Below are 16,416 nucleotides of genomic sequence, written 5' to 3'. Positions count from 1 at the left end.
TTTTATTGTCACGGGAAACAACATTATGGTATGATAGCAAAAGTGAAAAAAGAAGAAAATCCGTATTGATGCGGGAGAGGTTCTAGCTACACCCTCTATAAAAAACTAAGGACGAGCTGTATCCTTGGATACGGTTTTTTTATGTTTTTTAGGGCGCCTTCTCCGAAAAAGGCGCTTTTTTTATGGAATGATAGATAAGGGAGAGAAAGACATGAAAAAAGAAAAAGCAGTTGTGGTGTTCAGCGGAGGCCAAGACAGCACGACTTGTTTATTATGGGCTTTGCAAAATTTCGAAGAAGTGGAAACCGTTACATTCCATTATAATCAGCGTCACCAAGAAGAAATCGATGTGGCAAAATCGATTGCCGAAAAGCTCGGTGTCAAAAATCACTTGCTTGATATGTCTCTTTTAAATCAGCTCGCGCCGAATGCGCTGACAAGAGATGATATCGAAATTGAAGCGAAGGACGGGGAACTGCCGACAACCTTTGTGCCGGGACGCAACCTTGTATTTTTATCCTTTGCATCGATTCTTGCATATCAAATCGGCGCGCGCCACATTATCACCGGTGTTTGCGAGACTGATTTCAGCGGCTACCCGGACTGCCGTGACGAGTTCGTCAAATCCTGCAATGTCACCGTCAACCTGGCGATGGAAAAGCCGTTCGTCATTCATACGCCGCTTATGTGGCTGAACAAAGCGGAAACGTGGAAACTTGCGGATGAGCTCGGCGCGCTCGATTTTGTAAAGAATAACACACTGACTTGCTATAACGGCATCATTGCGGACGGATGCGGCGAATGCCCGGCATGCCTGCTCCGCAATAAAGGATATGATGAATATATGAAAATGAAAGGAGAGCGAAACTAATTGCTTTCTCAAATTTATCCGCAGGTTCAGCATCCTTATTCGTTTGAGTTGAATAAGGACATGCACATCTCAGCCGCGCACTTTATTCCCCGCGAAAGCGCCGGAGCGTGCAGCAGAGTCCACGGGCACACGTATACAGTAAATATTACAGTTGCGGGGGATGAACTGGACGATTCGGGCTTTCTCGTGAATTTCAGCGTGCTGAAGAAATTGGTGCACGGCGCTTATGACCATACATTGCTGAATGACCATGACGAGTTTTCTGCTGATGATGACAGATATTCACTGCCGACGACCGAGGTCGTGGCCAAAACGATTTACGATAAGGTGCAGTCCTACCTCGAAACACTGGAGAATCAGCCGGTCTGCGTGCAGATTTTTGTCAGGGAAACCCCGACAAGCTATTGCGTATACCGCCCGAAAAAAGGTGATAGGAATGGCTAAAGGAATTCCGGTATTAGAAATTTTCGGACCGACGATACAAGGGGAGGGCATGGTTATCGGCCAGAAAACCATGTTCGTCCGCACGGCGGGCTGCGACTACTCTTGCAGCTGGTGCGACTCCGCTTTTACATGGGACGGCTCAGCCAAAAAAGATATCCGCTGGATGACGGCGGAAGACATTTACCGCGAGCTGAGAGAAATCGGCGGAGACGCCTTTTCCCATGTCACCATCTCAGGAGGAAACCCGGCGCTGTTAAAGCAGCTTGACGCGCTGATTCTGCTGCTGAAAGAGCACGGGGTGCGCGCCGCTTTAGAAACGCAGGGAACGGTCTATCAGGATTGGTTCACAATGATTAACGACCTGACGATTTCACCGAAGCCGCCAAGTTCGGGGATGACAACCGATTTTGCAAAGCTCGATCACATTGTGTCTTCGCTTGATGCGGCAGAAAGGCTTAACGCGGTCAGCTTAAAGGTCGTCATTTTTAATGATGAAGATCTGCAATTCGCGAAAACCGTGCACAAGCGGTATCCGAATATCCCGTTTTATCTTCAGGTCGGAAACGATAACGTCCATACGACGGACGACCGGGCATTGATCGCACATCTGCTCGGAAAATACGAAACACTCGTTGATAAGGTTTCAGCCGATTCGGATCTGAATCTCGTCAGAGTCCTGCCTCAGCTGCATACGCTGCTTTGGGGCAATAAACGGGGAGTTTAATAGAAAGGGAGATTTATATGACAAGAAAAGAATCAGAATTAGAAGGAGTTACGCTCCTGGGGAATCAAGGGACAAACTATTTATTTGAATATGCGCCGGAGGTTTTGGAATCATTTCCGAATAAACACGTGAACCGTGATTATTTCGTTAAATTCAACTGCCCGGAATTTACGTCGCTTTGCCCGAAAACGGGACAGCCGGATTTTGCAACCATCTACATCAGCTATATTCCGGACGAAAAAATGGTGGAAAGCAAATCGCTGAAGCTGTATCTTTTCAGCTTCCGCAACCACGGAGATTTCCACGAGGACTGCATGAACATCATCATGAATGATTTGATCGAATTAATGGACCCCCGCTACATTGAAGTATGGGGCAAATTCACGCCTAGAGGCGGAATCTCGATTGACCCGTATACAAACTACGGCAGACCGGGAACAAAATATGAAAAAATGGCCGAACATCGGATGATGAATCATGATATGTACCCGGAGACGATTGATAATCGGTAATTATTCCGTTGTGTGATACGGAGTGTGAAACGAAGTGGAGTCACAGTAAAATCCGAACATTCAGTGCTGATTTTCAGCGGAATTGTGACCGAGTCACAGCGAAGTGTGACCCGCACTAAGCTCAATAAAAGTGTGACCCGGTCACACTAAAAGTGGGAAAAGTCACACCTGAAAATGGCTCTACTCATGGGAATTGTATTAAAAAGTGTGACCTGAGGTGCAACCTGAACTGTGACTGTTATGCAGTGAAAAATTGATAGTACAGAAGCAGATTAAGGCGTACAATTTGTACGTCTTTTCTTTTTTATCCGAAAGAAAAAATGCCTATCTAGAGATCATAGGCATTAAATATTATTATCAATATCTTCATTTATTTTTTGGCTAAGTTTCTGAACCTTCTCTTTAACATTTGAAACAGCTCTTTTTTGAATTTCATCAAAGTTTTCCTGAATATAGTCCATGACACTTCTTATTAGAACTTCACTTTCAAAATTGAATATCTCATTTATTTCTGACTGTTCTTCATCTGTTAGGTGATGGTATTGAAGTATTTACTCCAGCAGCTACATCAATCCTCACTTTAGTTGTTCTGGTTGTACAATTTCATATTCACCTTCTGCATACTCTTGCTCCGCATAATGGCTTCCCCATTGACAGAGCTCCTGCAAGATAGGTTTAAGAGATTCTCCAAGTTCAGTGGATGAATATTCAACCTTCGGCGGTACTTGATTATACATCTTTCTGCTCACAAGTCCACTGGCTTCAAGCTCTCTAAGTGTTTGAATCAGCATTTTCTGAGTTATATTTGGGATCATGCGCTTTAATTCACTCGTTCTCTTTGGTCCATTCATTAAAAAGTATAATACAAGGCCTTTCCATTTTCCGCCAATCACTTCCTTTGTCACTTCAAACCCACAGCTAAATTTTTTCATGTCTAAAGCTCTCCATTCCGCATTTATTACTTTTTAGTTACTATATCACAAAAAAGTGGGTACTTCCGATAATGTGCTTACTGAAGGATACTATATCTTGTAAGTTGTTCTTCAAGTACTTAAAGGTACTAGACATAAAATAAAATCAATTCTAAAGGAGTGTTAAGTATGGGTAAATTTGAAGGTAAAATAGCGCTTGTAACGGGTGGAACAAGTGGGATTGGTCTTGCTACAGCACAAAAATTTGTAAACGAAGGTGCATATGTTTATATCACGGGACGTAGACAAAACGAACTTGATAAAGCTGTTAACCAAATTGGCAAGAACGTAACCGGTGTTCAAGGTGATATTTCTAAGCTTGAAGACTTAGATAAACTATATGACATGATAAAGCAGGAAAAAGGTAAGTTGGACATTCTTTTTGCTAATGCAGGCACCGGCAACTTCCTTCCATTAGGTGAAATTACTGAAGAGCAGGTTGATAGAACGTTCGACATTAACGTTAAAGGAACCATCTTTACTGTTCAAAAAGCGTTATCACTATTCCCGGACAAAGTAGGTTCTATTATTGTAACGGGCTCTACTGCTGGATCAATTGGCAACCCAGCGTTTAGTGTATATGGAGCATCTAAAGCAGCATTAAGAGCACTAGTTCGCAACTGGATTCTTGACCTAAAAGGTACTGAAATCCGTGTAAATGTGGTGAGTCCAGGAGTTATTCTTACACCTGCATACGATGAACTTTTTGGTGATGCACTTGAAGGAGCAATGGAAAATACCAGAAATACTGTTCCAGCTGGAAAAGTTGGGACACCTGAAGAAGTAGCAAACGCTGTATCTTTCCTTGCTTCAGACGAAAGCATTTACTTGACGGGTGTTGAATTGTTCGTAGATGGCGGGCTAGCACAGGTATAATTTCACTGCGCAGAGATTACAAATAGTCCCCAAAAAAGGTTAAAATCAATCGTTTGGTAAGGTGTGAAATTGGTGTGACTTCATGATTAATGTCTAGAGCAAGTACTTATGGGACAAGACTTTGACCTGCCTTTTCTTCCACGAGGACTGCATGAACATCATCATGAATGACTTGATCGAATTAATGGACCCGCGCTACATTGAAGTATGGGGCAAATTCACGCCTAGAGGCGGAATCTCCATTGACCCGTATACAAACTACGGCAGACCGGGAACAAAATATGAAAAAATGGCCGAGTACCGCATGATGAATCATGATTTGTATCCGGAGACGATTGATAATCGTTAATCACTATAAAAGCGTGCCTATTATGACTTTTTATGCAAATAAATTGCTATTGCAGAGGTAATGTAAGACGTACAAATGTGTACGTCTTTTTCTTTTAAGCACAAAAACAATTTATTAACGAAAGTATTTTGGCAGAAAGGCTAACAAAATCAAAGGAAAATATGTTGTAGATTGCTTTCTTTTTTTGTGGGGCATCCATATCCAATCACGTTATCTTGCACTTGAACATTTTTTATAGACTGGTACCGCGACAAATTATTTCTCTTCTACATACCAATAAAGTAGACATTAAAAAGTGAAAGAGAGGGCGAAAATGTGTGAAAATTCTTTTCCTCGAGAGTCATCCCATGTGGCTCTATGGTTTACCAAATGGGTTTAGGGAAGCAGGACATACCGTAATGATTTCCGGTCCTGTAAGTCGGGAAAATATCACTGAAATGATAGACGAATTTAAACCAGATCTAATAGTATCTATGGGATGGACACCAGAGCATTCAAGGGAAAAGCAGGCCTGGATTCGCAACGCTACTAAAAAGGTGAATATCCCTCTCGTTTATTGGGCAACTGAAGACCCGCTGCACACTCAAAACTTTACTATCCCGTTAATTAAAAAGGTGAAACCAGATTTTGTTTTCACGGTTACGCCTTCTCTGTGTAAAACTTATGAAAGCATGGGGATTAAAGCAGCTCACTTAGACTTTGCATTTCACGAAAGTATACATCACCAGATTAAACCATTAGCAAAATACAGTTGTGATATAGCAGTGGTGGCTAATGCTTACCCTAATTTTCTTGAAGAACATCCGGAAGTGTTCCGTTCGTCCTCTTTAAAAACGCTTATTCGTCCTCTTATACGGAAGGGTATTCGCATTGATTTTTGGGGGAGAAACTGGGAAAAAATGAGTAAATATATAGGAAGAGAAATTCCCCGCAATTGGATCCATGGATACCTTGATTATACTGAAGCATATAAAGTCTACAGTTCAGCAAAAGTCGTTATCGGTTTGCAAAACTGTGAAAGCCAACTTACGCAACGCACCTATGAGATTCTTGGTTCCGGGGGGGTTTTATTGACATCGGATACACCAGCAGTTCGAGGTAAATTCAAACCTGGCCGCGATCTCATCGTTTCTTCCTCCCCAAAAGAAACATTGGAAAAGGTTAAATACTATTTGAATCATGATAGCGAGAGAAAAAAGATTCAGATAAACGGTAAAAAGGCTGTAAAGAATGATTCCTATCTGCATAGAGCCGAGAGAATGCTTGAGGTGCTAAAAAGCAGAGGAATTATAAGAAACTTAGGGAAAACCATTCATTATGTAGATGTTCTCAAAGAAAAATACGTGATCCATCATGTTACTCCCGGTGAAACATTATCAATAATTGCCAGGAAGTATAATGTATCCCTGCAGCAACTCATGGAGCTTAATCATTTCAAATCAGATCAAATATATGCTGGACAAATCATTAAGATTAGAGAGAAACTGTTTAGAAATATTGATAACAAATTTTTCTAAAGGAGAGTAATATGAATGAAGGGGAAAATACCTAAAATAAGAAATCAAGCGAATAAAGTAAAAAGAACGCCTCGTTATATGGAATTTCCCGTGACATACGAAGTATATCATGTGGAATCCGGCGATACATTATGGACGATTTCTAAATCCTTCAATATCCCGGTACAACAACTTATGAATCTTAATAAGCTTTCTTCAGATAGAATTTATCCTGGACAAATTATAAAGATAAGAGAAAGATAATCTTTGAGGTTTCGGAAACGAATCAAATTGAAATGACAATCCTCATTTTTTTATTTGTGGGGAACTTGATATTTTTGGGGATGAAGGGGTTATGAGATGTTTCAAATGAGCTATTTCTATTCTGGATTAGGATGGGATTTTATTCAACACGTTGATCAAACGAACGGAGTATTAAATGTTGTGTCTCCTGATTTTTTCTATATCAGAAAAGATGGATCATTACTTCTCCGTTCAGCTAATCCCGATGTGATTAAAGCTCTTCATAGAAGAAAATTAAAAGTAGTTCCTTTTCTAAGCAATCATTGGGATCAGGATTTGGGACGATTTTCATTAATGAAGCGAGTTTTTTTAGCTAAACAAATTTCTCATGCAATAGAAGAACTGGATTTGGACGGAGTTAATATCGATATAGAAAACCTTACAGAAAAAGATCGGAATTTATTTACAGATTTTGTTAGATTGGTAAGAGAAAGTATTCCTAGACATAAAGAAGTATCAGTTGCAGTGGCGGCAAATCCTTTTGGCTGGACAAAGGGCTGGCACGGATCATATGATTACGAGTATTTAGCTAAATATGCAGATTACCTTATGATTATGGCCTACGATGAAAGCCACCTTGCTGGACCTACTGCAAGTGTAGGATGGGTGGAAAAGTCCATTCAATATGCTCTGACCCAAAAAATCTCTCCTAAAAAACTAGTTTTAGGATTGCCATTCTATGGCCGCTGTTGGATGAAAGGCCAATCTGCCTCTCAAGCCATTCCCCTTTACCTTGTTGACTCATTAGTAAAAAGGCATAACGGGACAATTATTTTTGACACAAAGAGTCAATCTCCAAAAGCTATTTTTACTGTCAATCACGATAACAAGGGGCTGTTGCCTTCGGGAACATATACATTATGGTTTGAAAATGAACAGTCACTCAGAGCAAAAATAAAACTTGCTCAAAAATATAATCTGAAAGGTCTTGGCAGCTGGAGTCTTGGACAAGAGGATGCGTCAGTCTGGAATACAGTGTTTAAAAATATATAATGATTTATAGTTCAAAGCAAAATTCGAAGATAATTGCAATGAATCTCTATCCTGAATGGATGCTGGTTTATCTAAAAAAAACATGATGAGAATTGATTGACCACTCTCATTAAAGGATGGGGAAATTCAAGGCGCCAAGGTACGTGGAGAACCATGACTTGTTGATAATCGACCATATAGTTTCTCCTCAGAAATGAGGGGGTTTTACATAAAAAAGACGAGCGAATCCGGGGGGAATTCCACTCGCCGCTTTCTAATGAAAAGACGGGATGCTGGATGGCAGCTCGTCTGTTTCATTATAAAATAGGGAACGTATGTTTGTAAAGGCCTGCGCTGTTTTTTCTCATTCGGAGCGGATCAATTGTAAAGGAATGGTCAGCATGATAGCATGTCCTGTAAAAAGAAGGAGTGTTCGTTATGGAGCCGTTAGAGTTAAACGGTGTAAGACTGAAAATGTATGATTGTAAAGAAAGTGCGGGTGAAAACGGCCGCATGATTTCATTTATATTGAAGGTGACCTCTGAAACGTATCATGATATTGCCGTCCTTTTGTATGAAAAAACATTTGACATCAAGGCGCCCGAGCGTGGGCTTGAATTCCGCGGTAAAATAACCAACTACTATACATCCGTCACTAATCTTTACAATAAAGATGAGACAGGTGATTTTTTTGTAGAAATGACCGAGATCTGAATTCATTTGAAAAAGCTGCCGGGCGGCAGCTTTTGTGCGGGATATGTAAATGGTTCGGATTGTTCGGGGGGTTTAATAGGAGTCTCTGATGATTTTATAATTCTTATGGTTGACGACAGTGAGGGAATCTAATTCAAGGTCACGATAATTATCCATGATGGTTACATCAACGATGACGGAGTTTTCATTTACTTTTTCAACAATACCGGTTAATCCGTTTTTAAATTCAATGACGTTTCCAACCTTAGCAATTTTCACGAGCTTCCTCTCCTTTATCATAAATCCTGTTTGAAAATATTTTGCAGTATTTTCTTTAAGAAGTAAAGCGATATGGGTATCAGCCCGCTCAATCATTGTCCCGGCGGGGGAAAGATGGTATATTGATTTTCGGGAAAAAGCCGAGAAAAGGAGGCTGTGTTCGTTGCTGCCTGAGGAAATTTCAGAATGTATCAACCAAATGCGCACCGGTGAAATCAAAGAATTCAGGGTGCAGAAAGAACATTTTCTTGCATTTCGAGCAGTTTTATCGAAGCAGGAAGATTTTAAGCATTTCCGCGGTATTGCACAGCAGGGCGGAGATGTTGTATTTCAGTATTTAGAACAGCCAAGAAGCTGACGGCTCCTCGCACTTGAGGAGTCTTTTTTTTGTTTTTTGGTTTCTCATTTCATCTTGCTGTAACAGATGTAAACAAAATGTAAAATCCCTCCGATGGATACTTTTACTGCTATTTGGTTAATGTTGTGAAAATGACGGCTGTTTTCCTGCCAATAACAAGGCTGTTAACGAACTTCTTCCATCATAAAAGCTGATTGGGAGCACTGGAAAATCTTTAACCGTGAATTTGCGCACAGCTCTTGTTAAGGTAGTGAAGTATTTAAGGAGGAAATCGTATGACGACAAAATTTGCTGCCTTGGCTGTCTTTTTTCTATGTTTTATGCCTGCATCAAAAATTGAACATACAGAAGCTCTGTTTACTTTTGCGAAGAAGCCAAAGCAAGAACCCAGCACACTGGTTGCTGATTTAAATAAAAAAAGCTCGGTTCCGAAGCTTTCAAAAACGGATCATAAGCATTCTATCCAACCGATAAAGCTGTCATCTCACCAAGAGAAGAAGGCAAAACCGGAAGAGACGGCTTATCAGCCGCCGAAAAAAACGTATTCCCGCGCTGACAGACAACTTCTGTCACGTCTCGTTCACGCAGAAGCGAAAGGTGAATCTTATAAAGGGAAGGTTGCGGTAGCCAGCGTAGTGCTGAACCGTACTGAAAAAAACGGCTTCCCGGATACCATTCGGGGTGTGATCTATCAAAGGAATGCATTTGAACCGGTAGCAAACGGAAGCATTAATCAAAAGCCGGATAAGGATTCCATCGCCGCCGCAAATGAGGCGCTTGACCATCCGGGAAGAGAAACGGACGCGTTGTTTTTCTACAATCCGAAAACGGCATCTGACCACTGGATCCGTTCCCGAAAAATTATCGAACGGATCGGCAGACACGTATTTGCGATGTAAGCATAGCGGGATAAAAAATATCCCCGCTATGCTTTTTTCAATTTTGAGAAATCGAAAATATTTTCAGAACTTGTCTCATATGATGATGGAAGAACGAGAGACAAGGAGAGACACCATGAATCGATTTGTGAAAGGGATCATTCTTTTATCCATCGCCGCCTTTTTCGCGGAATGTCTGGAATTTGTCGTGAATATGATACTGGCGCGGGAGCTTGGCGAGCATGGGATGGGGCTTTACATGAGCATTCTGCCCACCATCTTTTTAATTATCGTGATCGCCAGTCTGGAGCTTCCGATCTCTATTTCAAAATTCATCGCGGAATCCAATCAGAAGCTGCATGAAAGCATGCTCCGGCATGCCTTCAGAATGACCGCCGTTTTTACCGCGTTTTCAACCGCGGCCGCAAGCGTCGCGCTGCCGTTCATTCCCGTATTCGATACGTATCACCCCTTTATTAAAGGGATTGTCATCGGGCTGATTCCAGTCGTCGCTTTTACATCCATCGCCAGAGGTTATTTTATGGGTGTGCAGCAAATGGGAAAAATCGCGGTTGCGAATGTCTTGAAAAAAATCATTCAAGTGCTTTGTCTGTTTATCTTTTTTCAATGGTACTCTTTTGAAATTGATATGGCCGTGCTTATTTCGTTATTTGTGCTGGTCGCAAGCGATGTTGTGGTGTTCGTTTATTTGTATACGCAGTTTATTTTGGCGCGGAGGGCGCTTTCCGGCCATCAGCACATTCATCTTCGCGGGAAAGACGTGCGGAAACGCCTCCTGGCCGTATCCATCCCGACAACGGGACTTCGTATATTTCATGCGGTGACAAACGCAGTTGAACCCTTCTTGGTTAAAGGAGCGCTGCTGGCGTCCGGGGCAGCCGGGACAGCCGCGATTGATCAATACGGCATGCTTGCCGGTGTAGCGATGACAATCGGTTCGTTTCCCGCATTTATCGCCCATTCGCTGATGGTCGTCATGATTCCCAGCATTTCAGAAGCGTATGCGCTGTCCCAATATGATATTGTGCTGAAACGGCTGAGACAAGCGATTTTTATTACATTCGGCTATGGCATTCCGGCGGTCTGGGTCATGTTTCAGTTCGCGGGCCCGCTGACCCATTTGTTTTTTCAGTCTCCGGAAGCGCAGTATTATTTGCAGCTTTTGTGGCCGTTTTTTCTTTTTCATCTGTTTGTGATGCCGCTTCAAGCCTGTCTGATCGGCATCGGCCACGTGAAAACGGCGTTTTATCATAACGTATGGAGCAGCATTGTAGGGCTTTCGATGATGTATGTGCTCGGTTCTATGCCGGAATTGCAAATGCTCGGCATTATACTCGGTATGAATACCGGCATGATTCTTCTGACAAGTTTACATTACGCGACGATCTGCAAAGACCTCGGTGTCTCTGTGTTTTTGACGGGCGGCGGAAGAACAGCGCCCCGGATTGAAAGCTGAAAAGGCTGATACATTTCAATAAGGAAGGGCAAGCTATCCGAAACGCGTGAAAGGAAGATCATATGCATAAAACCCGCCTAATTGTATGTGCAGTCCTTTTGATAGCTGCCGCCGTCTGGATGCCTGAAGCAAAAGCCTCATCAGAAAAACAGGCAGTTCCCGCCGTGTTTCTGATGAAGACGATTGAAGGAGACGAAATATCGATTCCGAATAAAGGGCAGAAAACGATTTTACATTTTTGGACATCGTGGTGTCCGCCGTGCAAAAAAGAACTGCCGCAATTCCAAACCTATTTTGAACAGCATCAGTCTGATGATGTAAGCCTTGTAACGGTAAATTTGATGAATGCCGAGCGAAATAAAAATACCGTTCAAAACTTTGTCACTCAGCACCATCTCACATTCCCGATTGTTCTTGACACGAAAGGCGAGCTTATGAAGGAATACGATGTCATGACGATTCCCACGTCATTTCTGCTGAATGAAAAAGGAGAAATCGAAAAAAAGATCGTCGGTCCGATGACCGCCTCACAGTTAAAAGAATGGTCAGAGAATTAAAAAGGTGCGGGAGGAATTCCTCCCGCACCTTTTTTTGCATATAATGAACAGCTGAAGAAACACTAATGATAATTATTATCAAAAAGAAATTAAAACAATTATAATTGAAATCTTCCGCCGGCATGCTATAATAAAGAAAACACTGCGATAACACTGTGAAAATGCTGCCTGTCAGGCGGCTGTTTTACTTTTATCGGGGAATTGAAGATGATTTGCGTTCTCAATTAGAGAGGAGAATTCATAATGAATGAACAAGTGATGACACAAACCCATTCACAACAGCACATACAAGAAGAGCGGGCCGGAAAAAAGTGGCTCCAGCATGCAGAACTCATTGCGGCGCTCGTATCCGGCGTCCTTATTCTTGCGGCCTGGTTTTTTACCGAAACAAAAGGCCTGTCCGTCACTTTGTATATCCTTGCCTTCCTGATCGGGGGATTTGCAAAAGCGAAAGAGGGAATTGAGGATACCATTGAGACGAAGGCGTTAAATGTGGAACTGCTGATGATTTTTGCGGCTGTCGGCTCCGCCCTGATCGGTTATTGGGCGGAAGGCGCTGTTCTTATCTTTATTTTTTCGTTAAGCGGCGCGCTCGAAACATATACGATGAATAAAAGCAGCCGTGATTTAACCTCCTTGATGAAACTGGAACCGGAGGAAGCGACCCTGCTTGCGGACGGACGGGAAAAGCGGGTGCCGGCTGCTGAACTTAAGATCGGTGACATGATCGTCATTAAGCCGGGCGAACGCGTAGCGGCAGACGGGATCATTGAGTCTGGCGTGACGAGCCTCGATGAATCGGCGCTGACGGGTGAGGCGATGCCGGCGGAAAAAACAGCAGGAGATTCTGTGTTTACAGGAACGGTAAACGGAAACGGCTCCTTAACGGTCCGTGTGACGAAAACAAATGAACAGTCTTTATTCAGAAAAATCATCCGGCTGGTGGAATCAGCCCAAAACAGCGTGTCACCGGCTCAGGCATTTATTGAGCGATTCGAAAGTGTCTATGTCAAAGGCGTGCTGTTAGCCGTGGCTTTGCTTTTATTCGTTCCTCATTTCGCTTTAGGCTGGAGCTGGAGTGAAACCTTTTACCGGGCGATGGTGTTTATGGTGGTCGCCTCCCCGTGCGCGCTTGTCGCTTCTATTATGCCCGCTGCGCTTTCCCTTATCTCAAATGGGGCCCGCAACGGATTATTGGTTAAAGGAAGTGTGTTTTTAGAGCAGCTGGGAAGCGTACGGATGATCGCATTTGACAAAACCGGCACGGTCACAAAGGGACAGCCGGCAGTCGCGGCATTTCAAGCTGCGGAACATGTGAGTGAAGATGAGATCATGCAGGCGGTGTATGCGATAGAAAAGCAATCAAGCCACCCGCTTGCAAAAGCGATAGCTGAATTTGCCGAAAGCCGGGGCGCCGCGCCCGCAGGCCATCTATCGATTGACGAGACGTCGGGATTCGGCGTTCAGGCTGAAATAGAAGGCGTCAAATGGATGGTCGGAAAAGCGGGATTTGCAGGCGAACATGCGGCAGATGCTTTTTTGCAGACATCGGGAAAAGAATTAAAGGATAAAGGCTTTACACTGGTCTTTGTTAAAAAAGATGACCGGATTGCAGGCTGCTTCGCCTTAAAGGATCAAATCCGACCTGAAGCCAAAGCCGTGATGGCTGAGCTTGAATCACTGGGTATTAAAACAGCCATGCTCACCGGCGATCAGTCTGAAACTGCGGCTGCCATTGCAAAAGAGGCGGGCATGACGACGGTTGTTGCCGATTGTCTGCCGGACCAAAAGGCAAAAGAAGTGAAGAAGCTGAAAGAAACGTACGGCACAATCGCCATGGTGGGGGACGGCATTAATGACGCGCCCGCTCTGAAAACCGCTGACGTCGGTATTGCGATGGGCGGGGGGACGGACGTGGCCCTTGAAACGGCTGACTTAGTCCTTATGAAAAATGATCTTCACAAGCTTGTGAAAATGTGCAGACTCTCAAGGAAAATGAACCGGATTATTAAGCAGAATATTGTTTTCTCGCTCTCGGTCATCTGCCTTTTGATCTGCGCTAACTTTCTGCAGGTGATGGAACTGCCCTTTGGCGTGATCGGGCATGAGGGGAGCACGATTCTGGTCATTCTGAACGGACTGAGATTATTAAAATAAACATGACAGCCGCACATCGGGCGGCTGTTTTTTAAATGTTCGTTCACAGCATAAACGCCAGAAAACTGATAGAATGAATAAAGAGTCACTTTGGTAAGGAGGAAAAGCAAAAAATGAACAGATTAGAACGTGTTTCATCTTGGCTGAAAAAAGAAGGACATGATGCGGCGTTTATACATACAAAGGAAAACGTATTTTATTTAACTGATTTTTACACGGATCCGCATGAGCGGTTAATGGGATTGTTCCTGTTTCAGGAACAGGAGCCGTTTTTCGTTTGTCCGGGAATGGAAGCCGGACAAGCCCGCAACGCCGGGTGGGAGCATGATATTATCGGCTACGGCGATCACGAAGATCCGTGGGAGCTGATCAAAGCCGAGCTCACAAAACGAAATGTGCGGCTTGATTCCATCGCGGTTGAAAAGGATTCGATCTCTCTTTCCCGCTCAGAACAGCTCAAACAAGCTTCAGGGGGCGCGGCATTTGTTTCGGCAGAAGAAACGCTCAACCAATTTCGTCTCGTGAAAGATGAGAAGGAAATCAGCATTCTCAGGGAAGCGGCAAAGCTCGCGGATTACGGAGTTGAAGTCGGTGTTGCGGCGCTCAAAGAGGGTGTGAGTGAAACCGAAGTACTCGCGCAGATTGAGTTTGAGCTGAAGAAAAAAGGCGTGCAGGGCATGTCATTTTCAACGATGGTGCTGTTCGGGGAAAAATCAGGCCAGCCCCATGGGAATCCGGGTGCAGACCGGTTGAAAAAAGGCGATTTTGTTCTGTTTGATCTGGGCGTTATTCTTGACGGCTACTGTTCAGACATTACGAGAACATTCGCATACCAATCAATCAGCCCGAAACAGGAAGAGATTTACGAAACGGTGCTTAAAGCTGAACAGGCGGCGCTTCAATTAAGCAAACCAGGCGTCAGAATCGGCGATCTCGATTTAAAAGCCCGCGGCATTATTGAAAAAGCCGGATACGGAGACTATTTCCCGCACCGCCTCGGCCACGGACTCGGGATTTCGGTTCACGAATATCCATCAATGAGCAGCGCGAACGACACACTCCTCAAAGAAGGCATGGTGTACACGATAGAACCGGGGATTTACGTGCCGGATGTCGGCGGCGTGCGCATTGAAGACGATGTGTTCGTCACAAAAGACGGCGCCGAAGCATTAACGCAGTATCCGAAAGAATTAACGATTCTGAAATAGAAAGCTTTGTGATAAAAAAGGACGGTTCTGGAACGCAGCGTCCTTTTTTATCACCTTTTAAATGAAAAAATCATCAAAATGCTGAAATGGTTTGATGTCATGCTTTTCATTCAGGGGCCGCATGGCAAGGTAACTGCCGCCGACTATGGCCAGACACAAACCGATTAAGCAAAGAATTCCCATCGCTGTTCTTCTCCTTTCAAACGAATAGGATGTATCTGTTTCTAGCTTACTGTATGAAACGCATTCCAGATCAAGGGAAAAAAAGAAAGGGGGGGACGCCATGGCTACGATCAGAGACATTGCCGGCGCTGCCGGGGTTTCCGTTACAACGGTATCAAGAGTATTAAATGATCATCCTTATGTAAGTAAGGACAAAAGAGAAAGAGTGAAAAAAGCGATGCAATCGCTCGGATATACGCGCAACATTCATGCTGTGCATTTATCCAAAGGTTTTTCCGATATGATCGGCGTTGTGCTTCCGTCGGTGAATCTTCCGTATTTTGCGGACCTTGTTGCAGGTATTGCCGAGGCTGCCGAAGCGTCAGGCGTGCATCTTTCTTTATACCAGACAGATTATCAGCAGCAAAAAGAACGTTTTGCTTTATCACAATTACAGGAGCGCCAAGTGGACGGCCTGATTATCTGCTCCAAAGCAATTCCTGATGAACATCTGCTTACCGTGAAAGAACCGCTCATCCTCTGCCAGTACACTGATGCGGCAGGGCTTTCCTCCATCAGTAATCCGCATCGGGAAGCATTTCGGCACGGTCTGGATTATCTGATAGAAAAGGGACACCGGAAAATAGCGATCAGCCTGGCCAGAAAAAAGGGAAAAAACAGTCAAGTACGCATTGCCGCATACAAAGAGGCGCTCAAGAAGATCGGGCAGCCTTACAGGGAAGAGCTGGTTGTGGAAAAGGCGCTGACGCTGCTTGACGGGAAAGCCCTTTTTCATAGATGGAAGAGCTGGGATGACAAACCGACTGCGCTGTTTGCGGCGAATGATCAAGTATCCGCAGGTCTTTACCTTGAAGCCAAGGCAAACGGGACGCGCATCCCGGAAGAGCTTGCGATTTTGAGCATCGACAATCATGATATCAGCAAGATGTTAGGTATTTCCACAATAGATATACAAACAAAAGAAATGGGAAAGCAGGCTTTTCACATGCTTGAGAACCGGATCAGCGGCGGGCCTCCGGCAAGGAAAGTTCTTGATTACCGCCTTATTGAACGATCAACCGTCTAAAAAAAGAATTGACGCGCTTTCCGTTCGTTTTGTACGATATGA

The 16,416-nt window shown here is 43.7% G+C and carries 19 protein-coding genes, 1 pseudogene and 1 riboswitch; of the genes and pseudogenes, 17 read left to right on the top strand and 3 right to left on the bottom strand.

Features of this window, described 5'->3' with window-relative positions:
• Window positions 1–70: 70 nt before the first annotated feature.
• Window positions 71–115, top strand: a riboswitch (PreQ1 riboswitch).
• A 96-nt stretch (window positions 116–211) separates the two neighbouring features.
• The 4 genes from queC to queF are packed head-to-tail and all read left to right on the top strand — an operon-like array spanning window position 212 to window position 2,551.
• Entirely contained in the window at window positions 212–871 is a 660-nt protein-coding gene (gene queC, locus SB24_RS02965; protein WP_003154679.1) for a 7-cyano-7-deazaguanine synthase QueC, read from the top strand.
• Window positions 872–931: 60 nt separating this feature from the next.
• Window positions 932–1,315 carry a 6-carboxytetrahydropterin synthase QueD gene (gene queD, locus SB24_RS02960; RefSeq protein ID WP_229024199.1) on the top strand — a complete coding sequence of 128 codons (384 nt, stop codon included), beginning with the start codon at window positions 932–934 and terminating at the stop codon, window positions 1,313–1,315.
• Entirely contained in the window at window positions 1,308–2,039 is a 732-nt protein-coding gene (gene queE, locus SB24_RS02955; RefSeq protein ID WP_003154676.1) for a 7-carboxy-7-deazaguanine synthase QueE, read from the top strand. Before queD ends, queE begins: the two co-directional genes overlap by 8 nt.
• A gap of 17 nt (window positions 2,040–2,056) precedes the next feature.
• Window positions 2,057–2,551: a preQ(1) synthase gene (gene queF / locus SB24_RS02950; RefSeq protein ID WP_003154673.1), complete on the top strand. Its 495-nt coding sequence runs from the start codon at window positions 2,057–2,059 to the stop codon at window positions 2,549–2,551.
• A 575-nt stretch (window positions 2,552–3,126) separates the two neighbouring features.
• Here the strand turns inward: queF and SB24_RS02945 are convergent.
• The gene (locus tag SB24_RS02945; protein ID WP_015417346.1) at window positions 3,127–3,483 is read right to left on the bottom strand and encodes a winged helix-turn-helix transcriptional regulator; all 357 of its coding nucleotides are present in this window, start codon (window positions 3,481–3,483) and stop codon (window positions 3,127–3,129) included.
• Window positions 3,484–3,651: 168 nt separating this feature from the next.
• On the opposite strand from SB24_RS02945, the gene SB24_RS02940 reads away from it, so the two are divergent.
• The 6 genes and pseudogenes from SB24_RS02940 to SB24_RS02915 all read left to right on the top strand — a co-directional run bounded on the left by SB24_RS02940 (window position 3,652) and on the right by SB24_RS02915 (window position 8,232).
• The gene (locus SB24_RS02940) at window positions 3,652–4,398 is read left to right on the top strand and encodes an SDR family NAD(P)-dependent oxidoreductase (RefSeq protein ID WP_039062979.1); all 747 of its coding nucleotides are present in this window, start codon (window positions 3,652–3,654) and stop codon (window positions 4,396–4,398) included.
• 136 nt (window positions 4,399–4,534) lie between these two features.
• Window positions 4,535–4,747 (top strand): annotated as a pseudogene (locus SB24_RS02935) (7-cyano-7-deazaguanine reductase); the annotation flags it as partial.
• A gap of 317 nt (window positions 4,748–5,064) precedes the next feature.
• Complete coding sequence (gene ykvP / locus SB24_RS02930; protein ID WP_007409587.1) at window positions 5,065–6,264, top strand: spore protein YkvP; 1,200 nt, start codon at window positions 5,065–5,067, stop codon at window positions 6,262–6,264.
• A gap of 15 nt (window positions 6,265–6,279) precedes the next feature.
• Window positions 6,280–6,507 carry a LysM peptidoglycan-binding domain-containing protein gene (locus tag SB24_RS02925; RefSeq protein ID WP_039062980.1) on the top strand — a complete coding sequence of 76 codons (228 nt, stop codon included), beginning with the start codon at window positions 6,280–6,282 and terminating at the stop codon, window positions 6,505–6,507.
• A gap of 96 nt (window positions 6,508–6,603) precedes the next feature.
• Complete coding sequence (locus SB24_RS02920; RefSeq protein ID WP_039062982.1) at window positions 6,604–7,539, top strand: glycosyl hydrolase family 18 protein; 936 nt, start codon at window positions 6,604–6,606, stop codon at window positions 7,537–7,539.
• A 417-nt stretch (window positions 7,540–7,956) separates the two neighbouring features.
• A complete protein-coding gene (locus tag SB24_RS02915) occupies window positions 7,957–8,232 on the top strand; it encodes a DUF3219 family protein (RefSeq protein ID WP_007409590.1) in 276 nt (91 codons plus the stop codon).
• Window positions 8,233–8,304: 72 nt separating this feature from the next.
• Here the strand turns inward: SB24_RS02915 and SB24_RS02910 are convergent, their stop codons facing one another.
• A complete protein-coding gene (locus tag SB24_RS02910; RefSeq protein WP_003154669.1) occupies window positions 8,305–8,490 on the bottom strand; it encodes a YkvS family protein in 186 nt (61 codons plus the stop codon).
• 163 nt (window positions 8,491–8,653) lie between these two features.
• Between SB24_RS02910 and SB24_RS02905 the strand changes: the two genes are divergently transcribed.
• The 6 genes from SB24_RS02905 to SB24_RS02880 all read left to right on the top strand — a co-directional run bounded on the left by SB24_RS02905 (window position 8,654) and on the right by SB24_RS02880 (window position 15,125).
• Window positions 8,654–8,848, top strand: coding sequence for a hypothetical protein (locus SB24_RS02905; RefSeq protein ID WP_007409591.1), 195 nt, complete (start codon window positions 8,654–8,656; stop codon window positions 8,846–8,848).
• Between the two features lie 275 nt (window positions 8,849–9,123).
• Window positions 9,124–9,747, top strand: coding sequence for a cell wall hydrolase (locus SB24_RS02900; protein WP_015417352.1), 624 nt, complete (start codon window positions 9,124–9,126; stop codon window positions 9,745–9,747).
• Window positions 9,748–9,862: 115 nt separating this feature from the next.
• Window positions 9,863–11,203, top strand: a complete 1,341-nt coding sequence (locus SB24_RS02895) for a polysaccharide biosynthesis protein (protein ID WP_039251635.1) — start codon at window positions 9,863–9,865, stop codon at window positions 11,201–11,203.
• Window positions 11,204–11,265: 62 nt separating this feature from the next.
• Complete coding sequence (gene stoA / locus SB24_RS02890; RefSeq protein WP_039251632.1) at window positions 11,266–11,760, top strand: endospore biogenesis thiol-disulfide oxidoreductase StoA; 495 nt, start codon at window positions 11,266–11,268, stop codon at window positions 11,758–11,760.
• A 243-nt stretch (window positions 11,761–12,003) separates the two neighbouring features.
• Window positions 12,004–13,917, top strand: a complete 1,914-nt coding sequence (locus tag SB24_RS02885) for a heavy metal translocating P-type ATPase (protein WP_039251630.1) — start codon at window positions 12,004–12,006, stop codon at window positions 13,915–13,917.
• 113 nt (window positions 13,918–14,030) lie between these two features.
• On the top strand, window positions 14,031–15,125 hold the full coding sequence (locus SB24_RS02880) for a M24 family metallopeptidase (protein ID WP_039251629.1): 1,095 nt from the start codon (window positions 14,031–14,033) through the stop codon (window positions 15,123–15,125).
• Between the two features lie 57 nt (window positions 15,126–15,182).
• Here the strand turns inward: SB24_RS02880 and SB24_RS20475 are convergent, their stop codons facing one another.
• Window positions 15,183–15,308 carry a hypothetical protein gene (locus SB24_RS20475; RefSeq protein WP_014721086.1) on the bottom strand — a complete coding sequence of 42 codons (126 nt, stop codon included), beginning with the start codon at window positions 15,306–15,308 and terminating at the stop codon, window positions 15,183–15,185.
• Window positions 15,309–15,408: 100 nt separating this feature from the next.
• Between SB24_RS20475 and SB24_RS02875 the strand changes: the two genes are divergently transcribed.
• Window positions 15,409–16,374, top strand: a complete 966-nt coding sequence (locus tag SB24_RS02875; RefSeq protein WP_015417354.1) for a LacI family DNA-binding transcriptional regulator — start codon at window positions 15,409–15,411, stop codon at window positions 16,372–16,374.
• The last annotated feature ends 42 nt before the right edge of the window (window positions 16,375–16,416 follow it).

Origin of the sequence: Bacillus sp. Pc3 (assembly GCF_000815145.1) — a bacterium.
GTDB lineage: Bacteria > Bacillota > Bacilli > Bacillales > Bacillaceae > Bacillus > Bacillus velezensis.
Note: the sequence above shows the minus strand (reverse complement) of the source record. Positions and strands in the feature narration are given on the sequence as shown.